Origin of the sequence: Bifidobacterium sp. ESL0690, assembly GCF_029392315.1 — a bacterium.
Taxonomy (GTDB): Bacteria; Actinomycetota; Actinomycetes; order Actinomycetales; family Bifidobacteriaceae; genus Bifidobacterium.
In genome coordinates this window covers 1,845,635-1,863,462 of the sequence record NZ_CP113939.1, presented here as the reverse complement: position 1 = coordinate 1,863,462, position 17,828 = coordinate 1,845,635, and the positions used below count along the sequence as shown (strand labels likewise).

Genomic DNA, 17,828 nt, shown 5'->3' with positions numbered 1-17,828 from the left:
GAGTCGGTGATGGCTGATGGTTTGGCCGGAAGTTTCCGTCCCGAGTGGACGTCGGGATCGATAGGTTCAATAGCGTTCAATCCGGAGCAGTTGTATATGTTGATTGGTGGCCCGGATTATCTGCGTTTCCTGGTGCCGGAGAGTTTGTTGCCGTTCTCGTATGTGGGTGAACCGGATACGTTGGAGAGGTTGCGTAGTCGCCTGGTCTTCTCGTTCCAGGGTCTGGGTTTGGTCGATGCCAATGGCGTCCCTTGCCCGGCGTTGGCATCGTTGGTGGCCCCGGTGCGTGACTGTGCGTTCGCGGTGGCAGACGGGCTGATGCCCGTTGTCGACAAAGGCGAAGAGGAGTACCGCTCGTTTGCTGCATATTTCGGTGCCCAGTCCGCTACGTTCACGCGTTTCGCGCCGGGGCAGCCTAGCAAGGACGAGTTCAATCTGGTTGGTCTGGGCGGTGCAGATGGCTGGGAGGATGCGTTCGCTCAAAATTCGGGTCTATCCTCGGTGTTCAGGTTCGCGCCCGCGTCGTTGTACGTGCGTTGCAAAGACGATGATGAGAAAGGGATGTTGGCCGGGTTGAGGGATGGCAGCGCGGACGCCGCCCGCGCGTTAGCGTCCGCCCATGGTGTCGATGCGGGACTGCTGGCGGGGTTGGCGGACGGGATCGCTTCAGGCCGGTACCGGGTGTATCCGGTGCAGGGAGTGGATTACCAGCGCACCAGGCTCGAGGGCATCGCGCAGGCGCGTGACCTTCGTGTGGGGCCGCAGCCGTGGGTGTTCTCGTTCGTGGTTCCTGATGCCGGTGTGATAATGCGTTCGGTGTATGTGCCCAACCCGGATCCGGATCTGTCGGTGTGGGACGAGCATCGGACGTTGTATTCGTATATGGACATCGAGTTCGTGGCGGGCGGGAGCCTGCTGGAGCGACTGTCCGGTGTGCCGCGCGCCGAATGGGGCGTGGTGCCGGGCCGGGTTGCCGGCCCTCATCAGGGAAAGGAAAACGGATGAGCAGGACAACGGAGCGGTTGCGGCGGGAGATTGATTCGAGCAACAGATCGGCCCAGGCGCATAGCCAGAACGCCGCTGCGGCGCAGAACACGGTCAATGCGCTTACCGGGCAGATTGATGCGGCAAACGCAGCCATTCAATATGCGAGGGATTTCAAGAACGGCGCGCTTAAAAATCTCAGGGATCAGAACGATGCCCTCATCAAGTCGTTGAAGTCGCTGGGCGATGAGGCCGGGAAGGGCATCGGCTGTCAGTCCGCCTGCTCGAACGCAAAGGATATCAGCAGCGGCAACGCAGGTGTCCTCGATACGGTTGGCTCGCAATGTGACTCGATCATCGGCCGTCTGCAGGGTCAGGTCGCAGGTTGGTCGAACGCCCGCACCGCCGCGCAGAACCAGGTAAACGCAGAGAATGATGCCGCGCGGAGCTGTTCGCAGGCGGCCGCACATGCCCAAGGTCAGCTATGGCAGATGCAGAACTGAGCCGTCGCAAACTTGTCCGGGGATTCACACGGGCATGGATATGGGAAAATACAAGGAAAGGTGAATAGGTATGTTCAGGACTGATGAGTGGCTTCCGATTGGCTCGGTGGTGCATGTGGAGGATACGAACCGTTTGCTGATGATTGCGGGGGCGATGCAACGTGACGAGGCGACGGGGAAGCTGTGGGACTACATGGGCTACCCATACCCAGAGGGAAGCACGGATCCGCTGAAGGGCGTGCTGTTCAACAAGTCGGGTGTCGACGGTGTCTATTCCATCGGCTATCTGCCGGCCGAGGGGCTTAATTATCTGCAGATGCTCAAGGAGAACGAGCCCGAGTACCTCAAGGCCAAGGAGCAGGCCGGTTCTGGCGCTGATTCCGTTCCGGCCGATGACGGGGATGAACCGGCCGGTGACGGTGGCGAGGCGTAGCTCCTCCGCGTGACATGGTTGTGGCGCGTGGCTTGTTCTGAACGTGGGCGCCCGATGATGGTGGTTTCGTTTTGGTGGTGAGAAGGGTCGTGCTGGATGGCTGAGTCTGGTGTGTTGGATGGCAAGGTGTTGGTGGAGGTGTTGTTGCCGGCTGATGGGCGGGTGTATTCGTTGCGTCTGCCGTGCGCGTTGCGGGTGGGGGCGGCGGCCGATCTGGCGGCGCGTCTGGTGGCGTCGCGCGCCTCGGGTGTGTTCTCGTATTCGGGTGGTGCCGACTTGGCTCGTCGTGACGGGTCGCCGGCGGGGCAGTTGCTGCCGCCGGGGGAGCTGGTGGGTTCGCTGGTGGCGCGTGGCGTGCTGGTCGACGGCAGCCCGCTTGTGCTGGTATAGGTGGCCGTATATCTGAGATCTGTTATGTATCGGTCAATGGGGAGAAAGCGTTGGCGCGTCCGATGTTGGAATGGCTGGTCGAGGAGGATATTAGGCATGGGTCTGGTGGGCGGTAGCCGGGTTACACTGGTGTGATGGTCGAGGGAGAACGTCGCAACTGGGAGCGCGGACGGCAGGCCGATGACGGTGCCGTGTCCGAGGAGGCTGGGTGCTGATGGATGGTGCTGAAAATGTGGAGTTGCCGGCGGATGGGTCCGCGGGCGCGCAAAGTTCCGATGGGTTGGGTGGCCAGTCTCTGGATTCATCCCAATCTGGTGCTTGGTCGTTTGATTTTACGTTGACCGGTCCGATGTGGGGTGAGTTTGTGGAGGCGGCGAATGCGTATGGGCGTGGGTTGCGTCGTATTTTTCTGCCTTTCGTTGTGTTCTTCGGCGCTTTGTGCCTGATGATTGTCGGGGTCATGCGGTCCAGGTTTTTCGGCGATAACGAGTCGGTGAAGTTGTTCGCTGGGTTATTTGCTTTCATGGTCCTTACTTTGCTTTTTTGTTGGGGTCGGTTGGATTCTTTGGTGGTGTTGCGTGCGATGTTTCGTTCGGTGTCGGATTGGTTTGCGGTGCCGAGCACGAGCACGGCGGAGTTGACGCGTGTGTTCGCCACGTGGCGTTACAAGAGTTTTGATGCTCGTTGGCTGACGCCATGCCGTTTGTGGGTGGACGACGCTGGCGTGGTGCTGTTGCATCGTGTGAATGGCGAGGAGTTTGCGACGCGTGCGGCGTGGTCGGATTTGGCTTGTGTGCGGCTGACGGAGCATGCGGTGGTGTTGTCGCCGTCGGCGGGTGGGAAGGCGTCGATGGATATCATTCCTGCGGTGGCGGAGGTGCGCTTCGCGGATGTGGATGGTTGTGTGCTGGTGGACCGTTCTGTGATGCCTGATGTGGACGGCTTCGTGGCGTGGTGCCGGTCTCGTATCGCGTCTGCTGCGGTCCCGTTGCCGTCGCGTGGCCTGCGTGCGTGGGTGCGCCGTTTCTGGTCGTGGCTGTATGGGGACCGTGAGTTCTTGGACTGCCCGCCGGCGTGGGCGGCGAACAAATGAACGTTTCGGAGACGCGGTAGGAGCTTTGGTCAAATGCTGACTATGTGACAAGTTTTCGGGCTTGTTCTAGGTTTTGGGAAGGAAGATAAGCAGTGGATATGACTGGTTCAAATTCTGATTTCGGAATGCCATCTTCTTCGGCGTCGCCGTTTTCTTCGGTAGAAGAGATGTTTGATTTTGTCTTGACGTCCGACATGTGGGATGAGTTTGTTGACGCGTCCAATGACGACGGGTACGGCATGAAGAAATTCGGGTTGGTCGCATTGCTGTTGTTCGGGAGTTTCGGAATTGTCGGTTTGGTGGCGGGGGCGGCTTCTCGTCACAGGATTGGTGGTTTTATCCGTCGGTGCTTTTGTTTGTGGCTTTTGGTTTGGTGATGATGTTCTCGCATGGCTGCCGTCATGTTCTGGTGATGAGCGAGATTGCGACGACCACGGCGATGTGGTTCGATATCGATCTGGCGCAGGCGTTTTCTGGGATTTGGCGGACAAGTGACAGGAATTGCCCTCCGACGCCGTGCCGGCTCGAGGTGACGGAGCGCGGCCTGTGCCTGTATCGTTGGCCGGGCGGCCGTATGGGCAAGACGGTGGTCTCTTGGAAGGACTTGCGTTGTGTGAGGGTGACGGATTCGCTGGTGGTGGTGTCTCCGTCGGCTCGCGGCAAGTTCCATGTGGACTGGCTGGCCGCGTATCCGTCGACGCGTTTCGGCGATGTCGATAATTGCGTGATGGTCGCTCGTTCGGCGTTGCCGGACCAGGACGGGTTTGTGAAGCTGTGCCGTATGAATATCGAGAGGGCCTTGGAGGATGCCGAGCCACCGAGCCGGTGGCGCAGGATGGTATATCGTTTGTCCGTCAAAAGAGGAGAAAAGTACTGACTGGTGTGGTACTCGAGTTCCATGAGGATTGGACGGCTGAGCAGCTGTCGTCTCTGGTTTTCACCAGTGAACAGTTGTACACATTGATTGGTGGCTCGGTCGGTGCGGTAGTGGGCATCGCGGCCGGCATTGCGATTAGCGATTGTATTGATTGGGTACATAAGCAGCCTTGGTATAAGGATGGTAAGAAGTGGGTCGGCTCGCAGACCGACAAGCTGTTCGGAAGGAGCAAGAGCGATGGCAAGTGAAGGTTATTCTGGTGTTGTTAAGAACAGCGAGAACTGGTTGGGTCCGTTTCGGTTCACGATTGATTTTGAGGGTTTCAAAAGGCTTTATCATGCTGAAAACGATAGATATCTCCGAAAAATAGGATTTTGGGGCTTGGTTTTCTCCACTCCGTTCGCTGGCGGAAGCTTTTTGGAGCTTATCGATCATAATAGGTTTGGTGGCCCTGGTACTGGAGGGGTGGCGGATGTGCTTTGGCCGTTAGCCTTTATCGTGTTGTGGTTGTTCTTCTTGTTGTTCCTAGTCCGCCCTCCGGTGGTGTTTGCGACGCGTTTCGACGAGGCGGTGTCGTTCTTTGCCGATCTTGGGTTGCGTGATGTGCCTGATGACCCCCGCGGGGTGTCGGTGTCGATATCTGTGTCGTTGGGAATATATGGGTGTGAAGAAGTGCTCGCGGATGAGTCAGTGGGCCGCGTGCCTTATGAGTTATTGCGCCGACCTTCGGTAGCGCATGGCTTCGTGTTCGCGGGCGTTCGTGATAGAAGCCGTGACTCAGTATTATGTAATGTCTGGGCTGGTGCGGCTAGCGCGGCTTATCGGAAGGCGTGGAATGGTTCGGGAGTGTTCGTGCCATGTGCCTTGCTGGATCATCCGTGGCAGGTCAGGTGGATGCTGGCTCGAAAAGTGCGGGAGTCGAGGCGTCGTTGCCGCCGTGCGGGATGGCTGTCGAGGTCCGGCCGCGGCGGTGAGGCTAGGGCGTTGCTGACCGATGAGGTCGCATGGCTGGCCGGTTCCCCGGGTTCAGCAGGCTCGGGTCATGGTGGTGATATCTCATGGATATCCAGCGAGGGAGATGCTCCTGTGCTTGGGGGCCAGCCATCCGGAGCATCGAGTGATAAGGATTTGTCGGGACCTGCCGTTCCGGCTGTGTCATCGGATGATTTGTTGCCTGTTGGAGCCGGTGTCGGGAGGACGAATGATGGGGAATTGGTGGAATGAGCAACGGGCCGAGGGGCAGATTTCGAACTTGTTGGCGGATGGGTCTGCGGGCGCGCAAAGTGCAGCCGGGTCGGGCGGCCGGTTTTCGAATTCGTCTCCATCTGCTGCTTGGTCGTTTGATTTCACGTTGACCGGTCCGATGTGGTGGGAGTTCGCTATGGCGTCGAACGCCTATGGGCGTGGGTTGAGGAAGATCTTCGTGCCTGGGGCGATATTCTTGACGGTGCTTGACATGATTCTTTTTGATTTACCGATAACCACTCATGATGATGTGTGGGAGCTGGCTTTTACGCTGGTCTTGACTTGTGTCTTCTATCTGTTTTGTGGTGGTTTGTTGCCTCGTCGGCTGGTGATGAACCAGTCGGCGGCGTTGGTGTCGGTCTGGTTTCCGGTGTCGAGCCGGAGCGGTCCGGAGATGCGCAGCGCTTTGGCCCAGTGGAAGGACGGTGATTTCGATGGGCGTTGGCTGACGCCGTCTCGGCTCCAGATGGACTCTGACGGGTTGACATGGATGTGGGCTGTGGCGGGTGATGTCCGTTCCACAAGCGTGCGCTGGGCGGATTTGGATTGTGTGCGTCTGACGGATCATGCGGTGGTGTTTTCGCCTTCGGCTGGTGGGAAGGCGTCGATGGATATCATCCCGGAGGTGCCCGATGTGAAGTTCATGGATCTGAATGGCTGCGTGATGTTGGACCGTTTGGCGGTGCCTGATGTGGACGGGTTCGTGCGCTGGTGCCGGAAGCGTGTGGCTGAGGCAGACCGTGGTGCGCGTCATGCTTCGCGTGGTTCGTCCTCGCGTGGCCCGGGTGTGTTGGCTGTGTGGTGGGGCCGGTTCCGGCGTTGGCTGTATGGGGATGACGAGTTCCTGGATGGCCCGCCGAAGAACTGGCTGCGTGGCTTGGGGTTTCGTGACGGTTCCGGCTCATCTGTCTGAGCGTATGCTGGTGACCTTGTCGTTGTGTTTCTGTTGTGGTTTCAATGGAGAAAATCGGTCATGGCTGAGGGTCTGGCAGGAAATTTCCGTCCGCGTGAGACCAACAGGGGCGTACTATTGCTAGAGATGGCCAGTTGGCATATGGGTTTGGCTGCCGGTAGAGTGATGGCGAATTACTTCCTTGGAACGGTGATGTCAGGGAGCGTGGATGGTTCCGGAGAGAGGACTGTTTTATGAGGTTTTTGGATGAGGGTCGTAAACCCTGTTCGTCTATTGTTCGTTACCGTGTGCAAGCGCGGTTGTATTCTGTGCTTTGTGTAGTTTCTGGCGTTTTGTTATTTATGGCGTTCCATTCAAAAATTGTCGGAACTGATTCCGTCCGGTACACGTGGATTATTCAAGGCGTGTCATTGTTGTTGCAGGGTCTGATGTTGTTGTTGCTTTCGCTCAGGCCAAAGGACAAACTATATGACTGGTTCCGTATTGCTGGGTGGTGCGGGATTATATTCCCCGGAACGATAATTGTCGCATGGTTTTTTGATTCTTCTCTTCGCTCTGGAATTCTGTATGTGTTACCGGGTTTGTTGGTTTCGGCTGTGGCTTTGTTTGGCGGGGATTGTCTGTTCGGGGAGGACTTGCCGGAGGACGTGAGGCGTCCCAAAACGATGCCGGATACTGCGGCGGTGCTCAAGTCGGGGCATGGCCTGATCTGGAGTGACGAGGCTGAGCACGGAGGCTCGGCCGAAGAGCATGGGTATGTGCCCTATCGCCGAAGGGCGCGTCAGTTCTCGTTTGTGATGTTCGGTATGGCAGCGCTGGCTTTGGGGATGGGCGTGTGGTTCCTTTGGATGGGGCACGGCGATTTCTCCGGCGGTAACCGTGCGGTGTCGTTGCTGGCTGTCTCGCTGGTTGTCCAGGCCGTGTTCATTGCGATATCAGGGTATTGGTATTTCAAAATTTCTGGCTTCTTGTCGGAGGGCTGTCTTTCGGGTCTGAAAGCTTCGTGCTGGCTTTCGGCGGGTGTGGGGCTGGTGTGCTTGCTGCTGCTGGTCGTGCTGCTTGACGGCGATGAGAAGGCGTTCTGCATGGCGGGGCTGTTCGGCTTCTTCCCGCTCCTGTGGGTCGGGCAGGTCAACCAGTGGATACTCAAACGGTGAAGAGCGGTGCATGCTGTACTAATAAACGAGAATGTGATGAGGGCAGGCATGGGAATGGCTTTCTGTCGGGTTTGGGATTAGTCTAAAGGGACAGGTTTGTATAAGAACGTGAAGAGACGGGTTCGGGAACGGTCCTGAGGTTTGCTGCTGGGAGGAGGGTGGTTTATGGGTGGCGGTTTTCTGTCGGATGGGTCTGCGGGCGTGCACAGTGCCGCCGGGTCGGGCGGCCAGTCTTCGGGTTCGTCTCCGTCTGGTGCTTGGTCGTTTGATTTCACGTTGACCGGTCCGATGTGGTGCCGATTCGCGCAGGCGTCGAACGCGTACGGCAGAGGGATACGCCTTATCGGTGTGCTTCTTGTCCTCGGTGGTTTCGCGGCCTTGTGGGTGGGGTTCTCTGAGTATACGCCGTTTGAGGCCCTTCTTTTGGCGGCTATCGGTTTGATCGGTTTGTTAGCGTGTACGAGGTCGTATTCGTGCTGGCTGTTGATGCATACGGTGTTGTGGTCGGCGTGTGACTGGTTCGATGTGCCGGCGTTGAATACGCGGCGGGCTCAGGAGACGGTTTCGGCGTGGCGGAGCGGCAATTTCGACGAGCATTGGCTGACGTCGTGCCGCCTGCTGGCGGACGGGGATGGCGTGGTGCTGCTGCGCCGTGTGCGTGGCAGAAAGCGTAAAGTGCGTGCCTCGTGGTCGGATCTGGCGTGTGTGCGGCTGACGGAGGAGGCGGTGGTGCTTTCGCCGTCGGCGGGCGGCCTGTCGGGTGTGGACATCATCCCGGCGATCGCGGATGTGAAGTTCGCCGATCTGTCCGGCTGTGTGCTGGTGGACCGTTCGGTGGTGCCCGATGTGGACGGGTTCGTCTCCTGGTGCCGGGGGCGTATCGCTGCGGCGTCGCCGCGGTTGCGCGGCCCGCGTCGTTGGTGGCGCCGGTTGTGGTCGTGGCTCTACGCGGACGGGAGGTACCTGGACGGCCCGCCGGCATGGGCGGCGAACAAATGAACGTGCCGGAGACGCGGTAGGAGTCTTGGCCAAAGGCTGGCCAGGAGGCAAGCTTTCGGGTTTGCTCTAGGTTTCGGGGAGAAAGAGAAGCAATGGATATGACTGGTCCGAATTCTGGTTCTGGAATGCGGCCTTCTTCGGCGTCGCCGTTTTCCTCGGTAAAAGAGATGTTTGATTTTGTCTTGACCCCTGAAATGTGGGATGAGTTTGTTGATGCTTCCAACGATTATGGCCGGGGCAGTCGAAGGTTTGGTTTGTTCGTTGTGGTGTTTTTCTCTGCGATCGGGATTGCCTATGTCGTTTTGTCCGGTGGTTTTAAGTTGAGTGACTGGCTGGTCTATCTTGTGGCTGGCATATTTGTCCTCATCGGCTTGGTGTACATGTTCTCTGACCGTTGGAATCATGCGCTGTTAATGATGTCGCTTTTGCTGGTAACGAGGACTTGGTTCGATGCCGGTGCTCCCGGAAGCGAATATGCCGCTGTTTTCCGTCCCTCAGGTCGAGACTGGCAACCAACCCCTTGCCGTCTTGAGGTGAGTGACCAGGGGTTGCGCTTAAGACGCTGGGTTTCGGGAAGGATGTTTGACACATTCGTTCGGTGGGAGGACCTGCACTGTGTAAGGATAACGGATTCGCTGGTGGTGGTTTCCCCCTCCGCTCGGGGAAAGTTTCATGCCGACTGGTTATCCGTGATGCCGGATGTGCAGAATGGGAACGTCGATAACTGTGTGATGGTGGCGCGGGCAGCGCTACCTGACGAGAAGGAATTCGTCAGTTATTGTCAAAACAAGATAGAGCTCGCCGGGCTGTCGCCTAAAAATTCCAGGGGCTGGCGGTATTGGCTTCTTACTCGTAACGGGAAATAAAAATGAATAGTGCCATATTGATTCCTCATAATGATTGGACTGTGGCTGAGCTGTCTGAAGTGCTATTTACCAGTGAACAGCTTTACACGTTGATTGACGGGCCGGATTATAACCGCTTTGTGATTCCGCAGGCTCTGGTGCCGGTCGGTTACATGGGTGACGACGCCGTGATGGAGGAGATGAGGTCGAAGCTGATATCTGCTTTTTCCTCCGTGGGAATTGTAGATGAAGGGGGTCGGCCGTGCCCTGCGTTGGCAAAGCTTGTTGAGCCTATAAGGGAGTGCCGGTTGGATCTTTCCAACGGTTTTCTGCCATCGGATGAGCGTGAGGATATGCGCACGTGGAGCATCTGTTTTGGAACGCGTTATGCAACGGTGTCCACGATTTCAACTGAACCATATCGTGTCGGCTATTGTTTGAGGAGTCTGGGGAAGCCGAAAGATTGGGAAAGAGAATTTGCTACGTTGACAGGACTGGACAGATTGTTCCATTACTCGCCTCAGCCGTTTGCATTTGTCTGTAACGGGGAAAAGGAAGGAAGACTTCTGGTTTCTACAATGAACGGGAATACGAAGGACGCCGAAAAACTCGCGTGGATCAAAGAGGTACCGCCGGATATGTTGAGAATATTCGCTGCTGGTATGGTTAGCCCTGAATCCGGATACGAGGTTTTCGAAGTCAACGATTATCGCCGTCAACAGCTTGCAGGGCCGGCTCAAGTACGTGATTTACGCCAAGGTCCACAACTAAAAACTGCTGTTGGTGTGCTGCCGAACATGGGTTTCGTCTGCCGAGATGAAGTTGAGTTTAGTCGCGCTATTGAAGACGGTTCATGGCAGTTCTCCGATTCTACTCAGCGAAGGCATTCTTTCGAATCTGTTGGTTCCGGCAGTGTCTTGGCTCGAGTCCTTGGGATTGATCAGCAGGGTTGGAACCAGTTGGTTTCAGGAGGAGAAAAATGAGTCCAGAGACTGCGGCAGATGGCCAGCTGGATATGGGTTTGGTTGTCGATAGAGTGATAGCGAGTTGCTCCTTTGGAGCGGTGATGTCGGGGAGCATAGATGGTTCCGGAGAGAGGAACGCTTTATGAGGTTTTGGATGAGGGTCGTCAATCCCGCCATAGCATGATGTGTTATCAGGTACAGATTGTGTTGTTTGCGTTGACAAGGCTGTCCGGCTTCTTTCCGCTCCTGTTTGTCGGGCAGGTCAATCAGTGGATACTCAAACGGCGAGGGATGGTGCGCATCGTATACCAAAGCGGAATATAATGTGGATAAAACGACTGGAACGATGCCGCTGTAACCAGTTTTGCAGAATCAAGTAAAGGCGCTGAACGCTGAGAATTCATCGATTGATGAGCGGATTCAATGGTTTATAATGATCAGATGTCTAAATATTTTGGTTGGAAGAATTGGGCGGAGGTAACGTTATGGCTGATTTTCCTCAGAGCGAGTGTTTGGGGCTTGCCCCTTACACGAAGACGTCCTATGAGCCGAATATGGGCCGATCTGGTCATGAACGGGTATACGAGTTCGTCCTTTCTCCTTCAATGTTTTCCGATTTTGCGTTCGAGGCTTATGGGAAGGGGATTGTTGATGTAATCGTCGGCGCGGTGTGTCTGTGTTTTATTGGCGTTTTCCTGTTTTTTGCCGTACCTGATTTCCCTACTCTGAGTATCACGCTGAAATGTGCTGTGGTCTTTTTCGGTATTGCCGAGCTTTTCTTAGTTGCAAGTCTTTGTTTCCCGGGTTTCCGTAAACGTTTTGTGACTTCCGGCCGTATACAGCGAGAGGTGGATTTGTTTGATTGGTTTGATTATGGCGGGCCGATGTTTCCCTCTCTGTATTCGGCGGAGCATCAGGGTACGTCGACGCCATGTCGTTTTGTGGTGATGGACGATAGGGTGCGTCTGATGCGTATGCCCGCGGGCCGGATGGTGGTCGAGGATGTGCCTTGGGCCGCATTCGGCAAGGTGACGGTCACGCGTTCGTGTGTGGTCTTACGTCCCGGTGCGCTGGATCGTGGCAGCATTCATTTCAGTGGCCCGTATTGGTCTCATGTGAGCGCTGGTGGAATCGGCTGTTCCGTATTGGTCGGCTTGGATGCGGTATCTGATGTGGATGCCTTTGTGAAGGATTGTCGTTCACGCATCGCCGAGGCGACGAGTCGTGTGAAAGAAGAGGCAATGATGGGTGGGGAGAGTGAATCGTGAGTGGTGAGGGTGCCATTCAAGGAACAGGCGATCAATGGTCAACGGAAGCCGTGAGCGGTGTGGCTTTCACGACCCAGCAACTGTATGTGTTGTTGGGCGGGACGGACTACGGCAGGTTCGCGGTGCTGCCTTCGCAGGCGACGATGGACAGTGTGGGTAATGATTCAGTGCTGAACAACATGCGTCGGGATATGGCGGCCTCGTTGTCTCCGTTGGGTTTGGTCGACGATCAGGGTGAGCCTTGCAGGGCGTTGGCGTATCTGCTGGATCCGATCCGTGACTGTCGGTTCGATGTGATGGATGGCAGGATTCCTGGCGGGGGAGATCTGGATGATGCCGAGGCAGCTGACATGCGTACGTTCTGTGTGTGCTTTGGCAGGAGTTCCGCCACGATGATGTGCCATGTATTTGCAGCTGACCAGCCTGGAATAGCTTTATTGGACTTGGGTGCGCCAGACGGATGGGGAGCTGCGTTCGTGCATCGTACGCACTTGGACACAATATGGCAATATGCCGATGAGCCGATGCGGGTTGAATGCGATAACCAGCGGGAACTGGATTCCGCTGAGGCCATGATGCGAGGCGATTCTTCGTCGGCCTCCAATTTTGCGTCGGGTCGTAAAGGTGGAGAAAGACTCATAGCCTTGGCGGATGGGCGTAGGCGCACGATGAAACCGAATCTTCGTATGGGGTGGATGGTGTCGCATGATTATCGTCGCACTAGCGGTTTGGCTGGTTCCCCGCAATTGCGGGATATGCGGATAGGGCCGGAGCCGAAAGTGGTCACTCAGATTATCCCCGAGGCAGGCGCGATGTTCTGCCGGCAGACCGTCTCTGGCTCTGATTTAGACGAGTCGGTCTGGGGGTCGGGTGGCAATGAGGGAACGCGTGGCGTGTTCGAGTTCGTTGCTTCGGGCAGTGTGCTTGAGAGACTTCTCGGTATCCCCCAAAGTCAGTGGGGCGAGGGTGCAGCATCTGCTCGAGAAGGCGATATAGCCGCAAGTGAAGCGCTTGACGGAGGGTGGGCATGATGGATGAGTCAGATGCAGACAGTGTTGTTGCCGGTGGCGGTAAGGTTCCGGTTTTTGGTCCTGCGGCCGATCGGGATGGTGCCGGCGATTCTGCTGGTGCTGGTGGCGATTGGGACTCGGTTGTCGGCCCGTTGCCGGCGGGTGACCGGTGGGACAGGCTGGTGGGCCATCTCGACCGTGTGGACGATCCGGAGTGGGATGACGACGGCCGCCCCGTGAAGGTGCCGTGGTATGCGCCTCATAATCCTCGAAAGTCTCATGTGCTCACGTATGTTTTGGGAATCACGGAATGCCTTGTCTCGCTTTTCCTGGCTTACGAAATGGTCGATTCGATTCGTGAGAAACTCGACCCTTGGGTCATTGACATGGTGTTGGTTGTGGCTGTTGCCGCGATGTTCGTTCAGGGGCTGTTGGCATGCGTCTTCGCGTTCCGTCTTACGCGCAGAACGCTACGGGTGTTTGGAATTGGCTGTAAGGCGTTAAGCCTGGTGTGTCTTCTGTGCCTTGTCTTCATGCTGGTGCTGGAGCGTGATTTCGCTTATCTTTCTGTTTGTATCACGGCTTTGTTGTATGTGGGGTTTGTCTCGCCGCTTTATATGAACATGGCTGGCGATCTGGAATTGAAATCATGAGTTTTGATATTGGTTTTCGAATCTGGTCGCCTTGAGCCGGATGCTGGTGGGTATATATATGAATCGAGCGGATACTGCTCGGAAGAGAACTGCAAGGGTGTGAACAAAGTAGCCAGGGAGGGAGAGCGGTGATGAGAGATAAAAGACGTACGGAACACCGGAGTATCTGGGAGGGCACGGACGACGAGGCGTTGATTGCGCAAAGGGCCAAGGGCAGAGTGTTCGGGGTCGGTGTGTTGCTGTTACTGTATATGGTGTTCATCACGGTGGTGATATGGTTCACGGATATAGCGGGCAGTGTGGGTGATTCTTCTTCGGCAGTGGTGGCTCAGGTTGCCAGCATGGTGGGTTCTTGTGTGTTTGGTGTGCTTGCGGTGGTGTTTGCGCATTGGCCGACGACGGTGTGGTACAGGCGCCTGTGGGTGAGCTATAGAGTGTTGATTGCCGTGATGGTGGTGTTGTGCATGCTTGTGGCGGTCGTGGCGCATGGCGAGAAGTATGTGGGCGACTATCTTGCTTTGTTCGGTGCCCCGATTTTTTGTGCTGTCGGTATCCTTCGCGAGGCCGCTTTGGTGAATGTCACGAATGCGGGGAGGCCCCGTTTAAGGCGGAAGACAGGCGGGCCGCATGGAGGGTGACGTGGGTGTCTGCGGTGCGTGAGGTGCCGGCTGCGGGTTTGTGGGAGCTAGGCGGTGCTATTTGGCACGGGATCACTGGATATTGCTGGATGGTGGCTGGGCACGCTGGTGTGACGGGCGGTTGGATTTGTGGGGAAATAAGCGTGGGAATGGCTTTCTGTCGGGTTTGGGATTAGTCTAAAGGAACAGGTTTGTATAAGAACGTGAAGGGACGGGTTCGGGAATGGTCCTGATGGCCTGTTGCCTGGAGGAGAACGGTTATGGGCGGAGGGTTTCTGTCGGATGGTCCAGTTGCGGGCTCTTCACCGAAGGTGTTGGGGCCTTTCCGTTTCGGTGTGGGTTATGACGATTTCGTGGAGCTGTACCATGCGGAGAACGACCGGTACATGCGCACGCTGGGGCTGGTTATGTCGGTGGCGGGTATCGCTTATGGCGGCATCTCCCTTCGGGTCCTTTTCGACTATGCCGTCGGGGAAGAGGTCCCGAACGGCTTCGGGGATGTCCTCGCACCGTTGATTATGATATGCCTGTGGCTTCTGAGTCTGTGGTGTTTGGTGTGTCCGTCGTTGCCGTTGACCACGCGTGGGGTGGTGTGTGGCCGGTTTTTTGTGGCTCATGGGGCGGTGGTGCCTGAGGGTGGTGTGCCGGATGGCTGGTCGGTGTCGTTGCAGGTGTCGTTGGGCGCGTTGGGCGGCGAGGAGGTGGCGGCGGACGGCAGGCTGGTGCGTACGCCGTACGCGTTCATGCGGCGTCGTCCGGTGCTGACGCGGAGGTTTTTGTTCATGGGGCTGCGTGATGTGTCGCGTGAGTCGGCGTTGTGGAACATGGTGGGTGTGAACTGGGCGTTCCGCAAGGATTGGAATGGCGAGGGGGTGTTCGTGCCGAGGGCGGTGCTGGGCGGCGCGCGTCGGGTGCGTCGCGGGGTGCGGCGTCGTGTGCGTGCGGGGTCGCGCCGGTATCGTCGTGCGGTGTGGCTGGCGCGTCTGGGGCGTGTGCGTCCGGAGTGCGGGCGTCGGGCGTTGGGGTTGATGCGTCCGGAGCTGGAGTGGCTGGCGGAGGGCGAACGCCTCAACCGGCAGCACAAACGGCAGAAAGAGAGCGATGCCGTGTCCGAGGGAGGTGGACGTTGATGGCGATGGATGGTGAAAGGCCCGTAGGGGTTGCTGCGGGGCCGTGGCTGGGTCCGTTCCGCTTCGAGATCGGGTTCGACGGGTTCAGGCAGCTGTTCCATGCGGAGAACGACCGGTACATGCGCAAGCTGGGGTTCTGGGGAACGTTGTTCTTTTCTATTGGCGGAATCTGTTCTATTTTCATTCTTGCCGATCCGAGGAAGAACGGCACAGGAGATGGAAGGATACATATCACGGATATAGTGTCCGCCATTGGGCTTTTGGCCGTTTGGATATTTTTTATTGTCTGTTTGGTCCGTCCTCCGTTTGGTTTTTCGTTTCGTTTGGATGAGGTGGCTCGGTTTTTCGTGGTGCATGGGGCGGATTTCGTGGGGCAGGATGTGGATCCGCGTGGTGTGGCGGTGTCGGTGTCTACGTCGCTGTGCGAGCTGGGCGGCGAGGAAGTGACGGCTGACGGGACGGTGATTCGTACGCCGTTCGCGTTCATGCGGAAGCGGCCGGCCTGGACGCGTGATTTCCTGTTTCTTGCCGTGCGTGACACGGGCCGGGATTCGGTGTTGTGGAACATTGCGGCCGAGGGCGACGGCGTGTTCCGCCGGGCGTGGGACGGTGACGGGGTGGTGTTGCCTCGCGCCTGCGTACCGGATCGGCGTGCGGTCTCGCGTGAGGTGCGGGCTCGGGTGCGTGAGGCGTCGGGCCGTTATAAGAGGGCGGTGCGTCTGGCGAAACGTGCCGGGCATAACAAGGCGAAGCGTGATGAGGCGCTGGCGTTGGTGGCTCCTGAGCTGGCGTGGCTTGGGGAGGCGGACCGGCTGAACGCGGAAAACAGGCGGTTGCGGGAGGCCGGTGTCGCGCCGCCGGTGGCGCAGAGGCTGGTGCCGGTTCCTGGTCCGGGCCTGGCGGGCCGGGCGCTTCGTGTGCTGTGGCGTTGGGTGAAAGGGGCGGCGAGGCGGCTGCGGGTTCTGGCCGTCAGATACAACCGGCCACTTTCCGAGATCATAGCCAGTAGACGCGTGCTGCGGAGGAAGGGCGGCGTCAGGGGTTCCCGGTCGCAGGAATGCGGCGAGGCGGGGCCCGATATGCAGGGTTTTGAGAATCACAACCTAAATATTTCGCAGGAGACGTCGCTTTCTGAGGATCAGATTGTGGACTGGCGGAAGGAGGACAGGTGATGATGGACGAAGGTTTTCTACCGAGTGGCGGAGCTGCGGGTTCGTCGTCGAGGGTGTTGGGTCCGTTCCGTTTCGTGTTGGGCTACCGGGAGTTCAAGGAGCTGTTCCGTGCGGAGAACGGCGTGTACATGCGCAAGATCGGGCTGATCGGCACGGTGTGCGCCGGGTGGGCTATCCCTGCCTCGTTCATCGGTGGAATAGTGCCGATGCTTAGGGGGCGGATTGAATGGACCGTGAGCAATGTCGCTGGGAATTTCGGCGCTTTTTTGATTGGTTGTTTTTTTGTGTGGTGTCTGGTGCGTCCGCCGTTTCTGTTCGTGTTCCGGTCGGGTAAGGCGCGTTCGTTCTTCCGGTTCCATGGGGCGCGTGTGCCGGAGGGCGCGGACCCGCGCGGGCTGTCGGTGTCGGTGTCGACGTCGTTGTGCGCGCTGGGCGGGCAGGAGGTGGCGGCTGACGGCACGCTGGTGCGTACGCCGTTCGCGTTTATGCGCAGGTGGCCGGTGGTGTCGCGTCGTTTCGTGTTTTTGCCGGTGGCGGATTGGCGCAGTGATTCGGCGGTGTGGAACATGGTGGGGGTGAACTGGGCGTTCCGTCCTGAGTGGGACGGTGAGGGTGTGGCGTTGCCGCGTTCGGGCGTGCGGGATGCGTGGCGTCTGCTGTGGGAGGTGCATGGGCGTGTGCGTGAGGCGTCGAAGCGGTACCGGCGTGCGAAGCGACTGGCCTCCCGCGGTGTGCGTGACCCGTCGGCCAGGGCGGAGGCGTTGGCGTTGATGCGTCCGGAACTGGAGTGGCTGGCCGAGGGCGAACGCCTCAACCAACAACACGAGCGGCAGGCGGATGGCGATGTCGCGTCCGATGAGGAGGAACGATGAGGCTGCGTGATCGTTTTCCGAAGCTGATCGGCCCGTTGGTGATGTCGGATGATGAGTTCTGGTCGTTGCATCCGTTGCGGCTGCGCGTGATCATGGGGGTTCTGGGGTTCGTCTATCTGCTGATGAGCCTCATGCTCTGGTGTTTGGTGGCGATTGGCCTGGGGGCCGGTGACCTGCTGGTGCATCATCCTGTCCCTTTGGGGCGTGTGATGCCGTGGTCTGATTTGTCGGCGCTGGCGGTGGCGGCGCTGACGATGACGGCCATGGGCGCAGGGATGTTCGTGCTGGCGTTGCATAGGAGCGTGGGCGTGAAGCGTGTGGTGTCGTTGCTGTGCCGTTATATGCCGGTGTTGTGTATGTTGACTGCTGTGGGCGTGTTTGCCTCGCGTGACCGTTATTGCGGGGTCTTCGGTACGTGTCTGTTGGCGATTGGTTCGTTTCCCGGTTTGATGTTGAACCGGTATGTCAGATGGGTGGAGGTCAAATGAGTTTCACGGTGATCAGGCTTGAGATGGCGGTTAAGGCCGCTGGCAACGCGTTTGGCAGAGGGCGGTCATGAAAGATGAATGAAAAGCGTTGAAGATGACATGGGTGTTGCGATGTGCTGGGGGCCTGCTTGGATTCGTGCCCTTGTTGTTCTTTTCGGTGGCGAGGCCGTGGGTGGTGGACGACTGACAGGTG

General features: G+C 57.8%; 22 protein-coding genes. All 22 read left to right on the top strand.

What is annotated here, in order from left to right; genetic code table 11:
• The first annotated feature begins 9 nt into the window (after window positions 1–9).
• The 22 genes from OZX62_RS07480 (at window position 10) to OZX62_RS07375 (ending at window position 17,635) form a co-directional block, all read left to right on the top strand.
• Window positions 10–1,005 (top strand): hypothetical protein, encoded by a 996-nt coding sequence (locus OZX62_RS07480; protein ID WP_277175583.1) that lies wholly within the window; start codon window positions 10–12, stop codon window positions 1,003–1,005.
• Window positions 1,002–1,487, top strand: coding sequence for a hypothetical protein (locus OZX62_RS07475; protein WP_277175582.1), 486 nt, complete (start codon window positions 1,002–1,004; stop codon window positions 1,485–1,487). The genes OZX62_RS07480 and OZX62_RS07475 overlap by 4 nt, the downstream gene beginning before the upstream one ends.
• Window positions 1,488–1,557: 70 nt before the next feature.
• Entirely contained in the window at window positions 1,558–1,920 is a 363-nt protein-coding gene (locus OZX62_RS07470) for a DUF4176 domain-containing protein (RefSeq protein ID WP_277175581.1), read from the top strand.
• Window positions 1,921–2,016: 96 nt separating this feature from the next.
• Window positions 2,017–2,310 (top strand): hypothetical protein, encoded by a 294-nt coding sequence (locus OZX62_RS07465; protein ID WP_277157940.1) that lies wholly within the window; start codon window positions 2,017–2,019, stop codon window positions 2,308–2,310.
• Window positions 2,311–2,518: 208 nt separating this feature from the next.
• Window positions 2,519–3,403, top strand: a complete 885-nt coding sequence (locus OZX62_RS07460) for a hypothetical protein (protein ID WP_277175580.1) — start codon at window positions 2,519–2,521, stop codon at window positions 3,401–3,403.
• Between the two features lie 92 nt (window positions 3,404–3,495).
• Complete coding sequence (locus tag OZX62_RS07455; RefSeq protein ID WP_277175579.1) at window positions 3,496–3,780, top strand: hypothetical protein; 285 nt, start codon at window positions 3,496–3,498, stop codon at window positions 3,778–3,780.
• Window positions 3,780–4,280, top strand: coding sequence for a hypothetical protein (locus OZX62_RS07450; protein WP_277175578.1), 501 nt, complete (start codon window positions 3,780–3,782; stop codon window positions 4,278–4,280). The genes OZX62_RS07455 and OZX62_RS07450 overlap by 1 nt, the downstream gene beginning before the upstream one ends.
• Window positions 4,281–4,285: 5 nt before the next feature.
• A complete protein-coding gene (locus tag OZX62_RS07445; protein WP_277175577.1) occupies window positions 4,286–4,528 on the top strand; it encodes a hypothetical protein in 243 nt (80 codons plus the stop codon).
• Window positions 4,518–5,504 (top strand): hypothetical protein, encoded by a 987-nt coding sequence (locus OZX62_RS07440; protein ID WP_277175576.1) that lies wholly within the window; start codon window positions 4,518–4,520, stop codon window positions 5,502–5,504. The genes OZX62_RS07445 and OZX62_RS07440 overlap by 11 nt, the downstream gene beginning before the upstream one ends.
• Window positions 5,482–6,438 (top strand): hypothetical protein, encoded by a 957-nt coding sequence (locus tag OZX62_RS07435; protein WP_277175575.1) that lies wholly within the window; start codon window positions 5,482–5,484, stop codon window positions 6,436–6,438. The genes OZX62_RS07440 and OZX62_RS07435 overlap by 23 nt, the downstream gene beginning before the upstream one ends.
• Before the next feature lie 233 nt (window positions 6,439–6,671).
• Window positions 6,672–7,595 carry a hypothetical protein gene (locus OZX62_RS07430; RefSeq protein WP_277175574.1) on the top strand — a complete coding sequence of 308 codons (924 nt, stop codon included), beginning with the start codon at window positions 6,672–6,674 and terminating at the stop codon, window positions 7,593–7,595.
• Window positions 7,596–7,760: 165 nt separating this feature from the next.
• Entirely contained in the window at window positions 7,761–8,594 is an 834-nt protein-coding gene (locus OZX62_RS07425; RefSeq protein ID WP_277175573.1) for a hypothetical protein, read from the top strand.
• 92 nt (window positions 8,595–8,686) lie between these two features.
• On the top strand, window positions 8,687–9,460 hold the full coding sequence (locus OZX62_RS07420) for a hypothetical protein (RefSeq protein WP_277175572.1): 774 nt from the start codon (window positions 8,687–8,689) through the stop codon (window positions 9,458–9,460).
• 41 nt (window positions 9,461–9,501) lie between these two features.
• On the top strand, window positions 9,502–10,422 hold the full coding sequence (locus OZX62_RS07415) for a hypothetical protein (RefSeq protein ID WP_277175571.1): 921 nt from the start codon (window positions 9,502–9,504) through the stop codon (window positions 10,420–10,422).
• Window positions 10,423–10,889: 467 nt separating this feature from the next.
• Window positions 10,890–11,672, top strand: coding sequence for a hypothetical protein (locus OZX62_RS07410; protein WP_277175570.1), 783 nt, complete (start codon window positions 10,890–10,892; stop codon window positions 11,670–11,672).
• On the top strand, window positions 11,669–12,703 hold the full coding sequence (locus tag OZX62_RS07405) for a hypothetical protein (protein ID WP_277175569.1): 1,035 nt from the start codon (window positions 11,669–11,671) through the stop codon (window positions 12,701–12,703). The genes OZX62_RS07410 and OZX62_RS07405 overlap by 4 nt, the downstream gene beginning before the upstream one ends.
• On the top strand, window positions 12,700–13,335 hold the full coding sequence (locus OZX62_RS07400) for a hypothetical protein (RefSeq protein ID WP_277175568.1): 636 nt from the start codon (window positions 12,700–12,702) through the stop codon (window positions 13,333–13,335). Before OZX62_RS07405 ends, OZX62_RS07400 begins: the two co-directional genes overlap by 4 nt.
• A 131-nt stretch (window positions 13,336–13,466) precedes the next feature.
• On the top strand, window positions 13,467–13,973 hold the full coding sequence (locus OZX62_RS07395) for a hypothetical protein (RefSeq protein ID WP_277175567.1): 507 nt from the start codon (window positions 13,467–13,469) through the stop codon (window positions 13,971–13,973).
• Window positions 13,974–14,233: 260 nt separating this feature from the next.
• Window positions 14,234–15,103: a hypothetical protein gene (locus tag OZX62_RS07390; RefSeq protein ID WP_277175566.1), complete on the top strand. Its 870-nt coding sequence runs from the start codon at window positions 14,234–14,236 to the stop codon at window positions 15,101–15,103.
• Complete coding sequence (locus OZX62_RS07385) at window positions 15,103–16,275, top strand: hypothetical protein (protein WP_277175565.1); 1,173 nt, start codon at window positions 15,103–15,105, stop codon at window positions 16,273–16,275. Before OZX62_RS07390 ends, OZX62_RS07385 begins: the two co-directional genes overlap by 1 nt.
• Window positions 16,275–17,147, top strand: a complete 873-nt coding sequence (locus OZX62_RS07380) for a hypothetical protein (protein WP_277175564.1) — start codon at window positions 16,275–16,277, stop codon at window positions 17,145–17,147. The genes OZX62_RS07385 and OZX62_RS07380 overlap by 1 nt, the downstream gene beginning before the upstream one ends.
• Window positions 17,144–17,635 (top strand): hypothetical protein, encoded by a 492-nt coding sequence (locus OZX62_RS07375; RefSeq protein ID WP_277175563.1) that lies wholly within the window; start codon window positions 17,144–17,146, stop codon window positions 17,633–17,635. Before OZX62_RS07380 ends, OZX62_RS07375 begins: the two co-directional genes overlap by 4 nt.
• Window positions 17,636–17,828 lie beyond the last annotated feature (193 nt).

Bases quoted from the DNA above. Each gene is read 5' to 3' on its own strand.
- OZX62_RS07400 (WP_277175568.1), top strand. From the start codon at position 12,700: ATGATGGATGAGTCAGATGCAGACAGTGTTGTTGCCGGTGGCGGTAAG.
- OZX62_RS07450 (WP_277175578.1), top strand. From the start codon at position 3,780: ATGATGTTCTCGCATGGCTGCCGTCATGTTCTGGTGATGAGCGAGATT.
- OZX62_RS07410 (WP_277175570.1), top strand. From the start codon at position 10,890: ATGGCTGATTTTCCTCAGAGCGAGTGTTTGGGGCTTGCCCCTTACACG.
- OZX62_RS07375 (WP_277175563.1), top strand. From the start codon at position 17,144: ATGAGGCTGCGTGATCGTTTTCCGAAGCTGATCGGCCCGTTGGTGATG.
- OZX62_RS07430 (WP_277175574.1), top strand. From the start codon at position 6,672: ATGAGGTTTTTGGATGAGGGTCGTAAACCCTGTTCGTCTATTGTTCGT.
- OZX62_RS07475 (WP_277175582.1), top strand. From the start codon at position 1,002: ATGAGCAGGACAACGGAGCGGTTGCGGCGGGAGATTGATTCGAGCAAC.
- OZX62_RS07470 (WP_277175581.1), top strand. From the start codon at position 1,558: ATGTTCAGGACTGATGAGTGGCTTCCGATTGGCTCGGTGGTGCATGTG.
- OZX62_RS07395 (WP_277175567.1), top strand. From the start codon at position 13,467: ATGAGAGATAAAAGACGTACGGAACACCGGAGTATCTGGGAGGGCACG.
- OZX62_RS07390 (WP_277175566.1), top strand. From the start codon at position 14,234: ATGGGCGGAGGGTTTCTGTCGGATGGTCCAGTTGCGGGCTCTTCACCG.
- OZX62_RS07480 (WP_277175583.1), top strand. From the start codon at position 10: ATGGCTGATGGTTTGGCCGGAAGTTTCCGTCCCGAGTGGACGTCGGGA.
- OZX62_RS07435 (WP_277175575.1), top strand. From the start codon at position 5,482: ATGATGGGGAATTGGTGGAATGAGCAACGGGCCGAGGGGCAGATTTCG.
- OZX62_RS07465 (WP_277157940.1), top strand. From the start codon at position 2,017: ATGGCTGAGTCTGGTGTGTTGGATGGCAAGGTGTTGGTGGAGGTGTTG.
- OZX62_RS07440 (WP_277175576.1), top strand. From the start codon at position 4,518: ATGGCAAGTGAAGGTTATTCTGGTGTTGTTAAGAACAGCGAGAACTGG.
- OZX62_RS07420 (WP_277175572.1), top strand. From the start codon at position 8,687: ATGGATATGACTGGTCCGAATTCTGGTTCTGGAATGCGGCCTTCTTCG.
- OZX62_RS07385 (WP_277175565.1), top strand. From the start codon at position 15,103: ATGGCGATGGATGGTGAAAGGCCCGTAGGGGTTGCTGCGGGGCCGTGG.
- OZX62_RS07380 (WP_277175564.1), top strand. From the start codon at position 16,275: ATGATGGACGAAGGTTTTCTACCGAGTGGCGGAGCTGCGGGTTCGTCG.
- OZX62_RS07425 (WP_277175573.1), top strand. From the start codon at position 7,761: ATGGGTGGCGGTTTTCTGTCGGATGGGTCTGCGGGCGTGCACAGTGCC.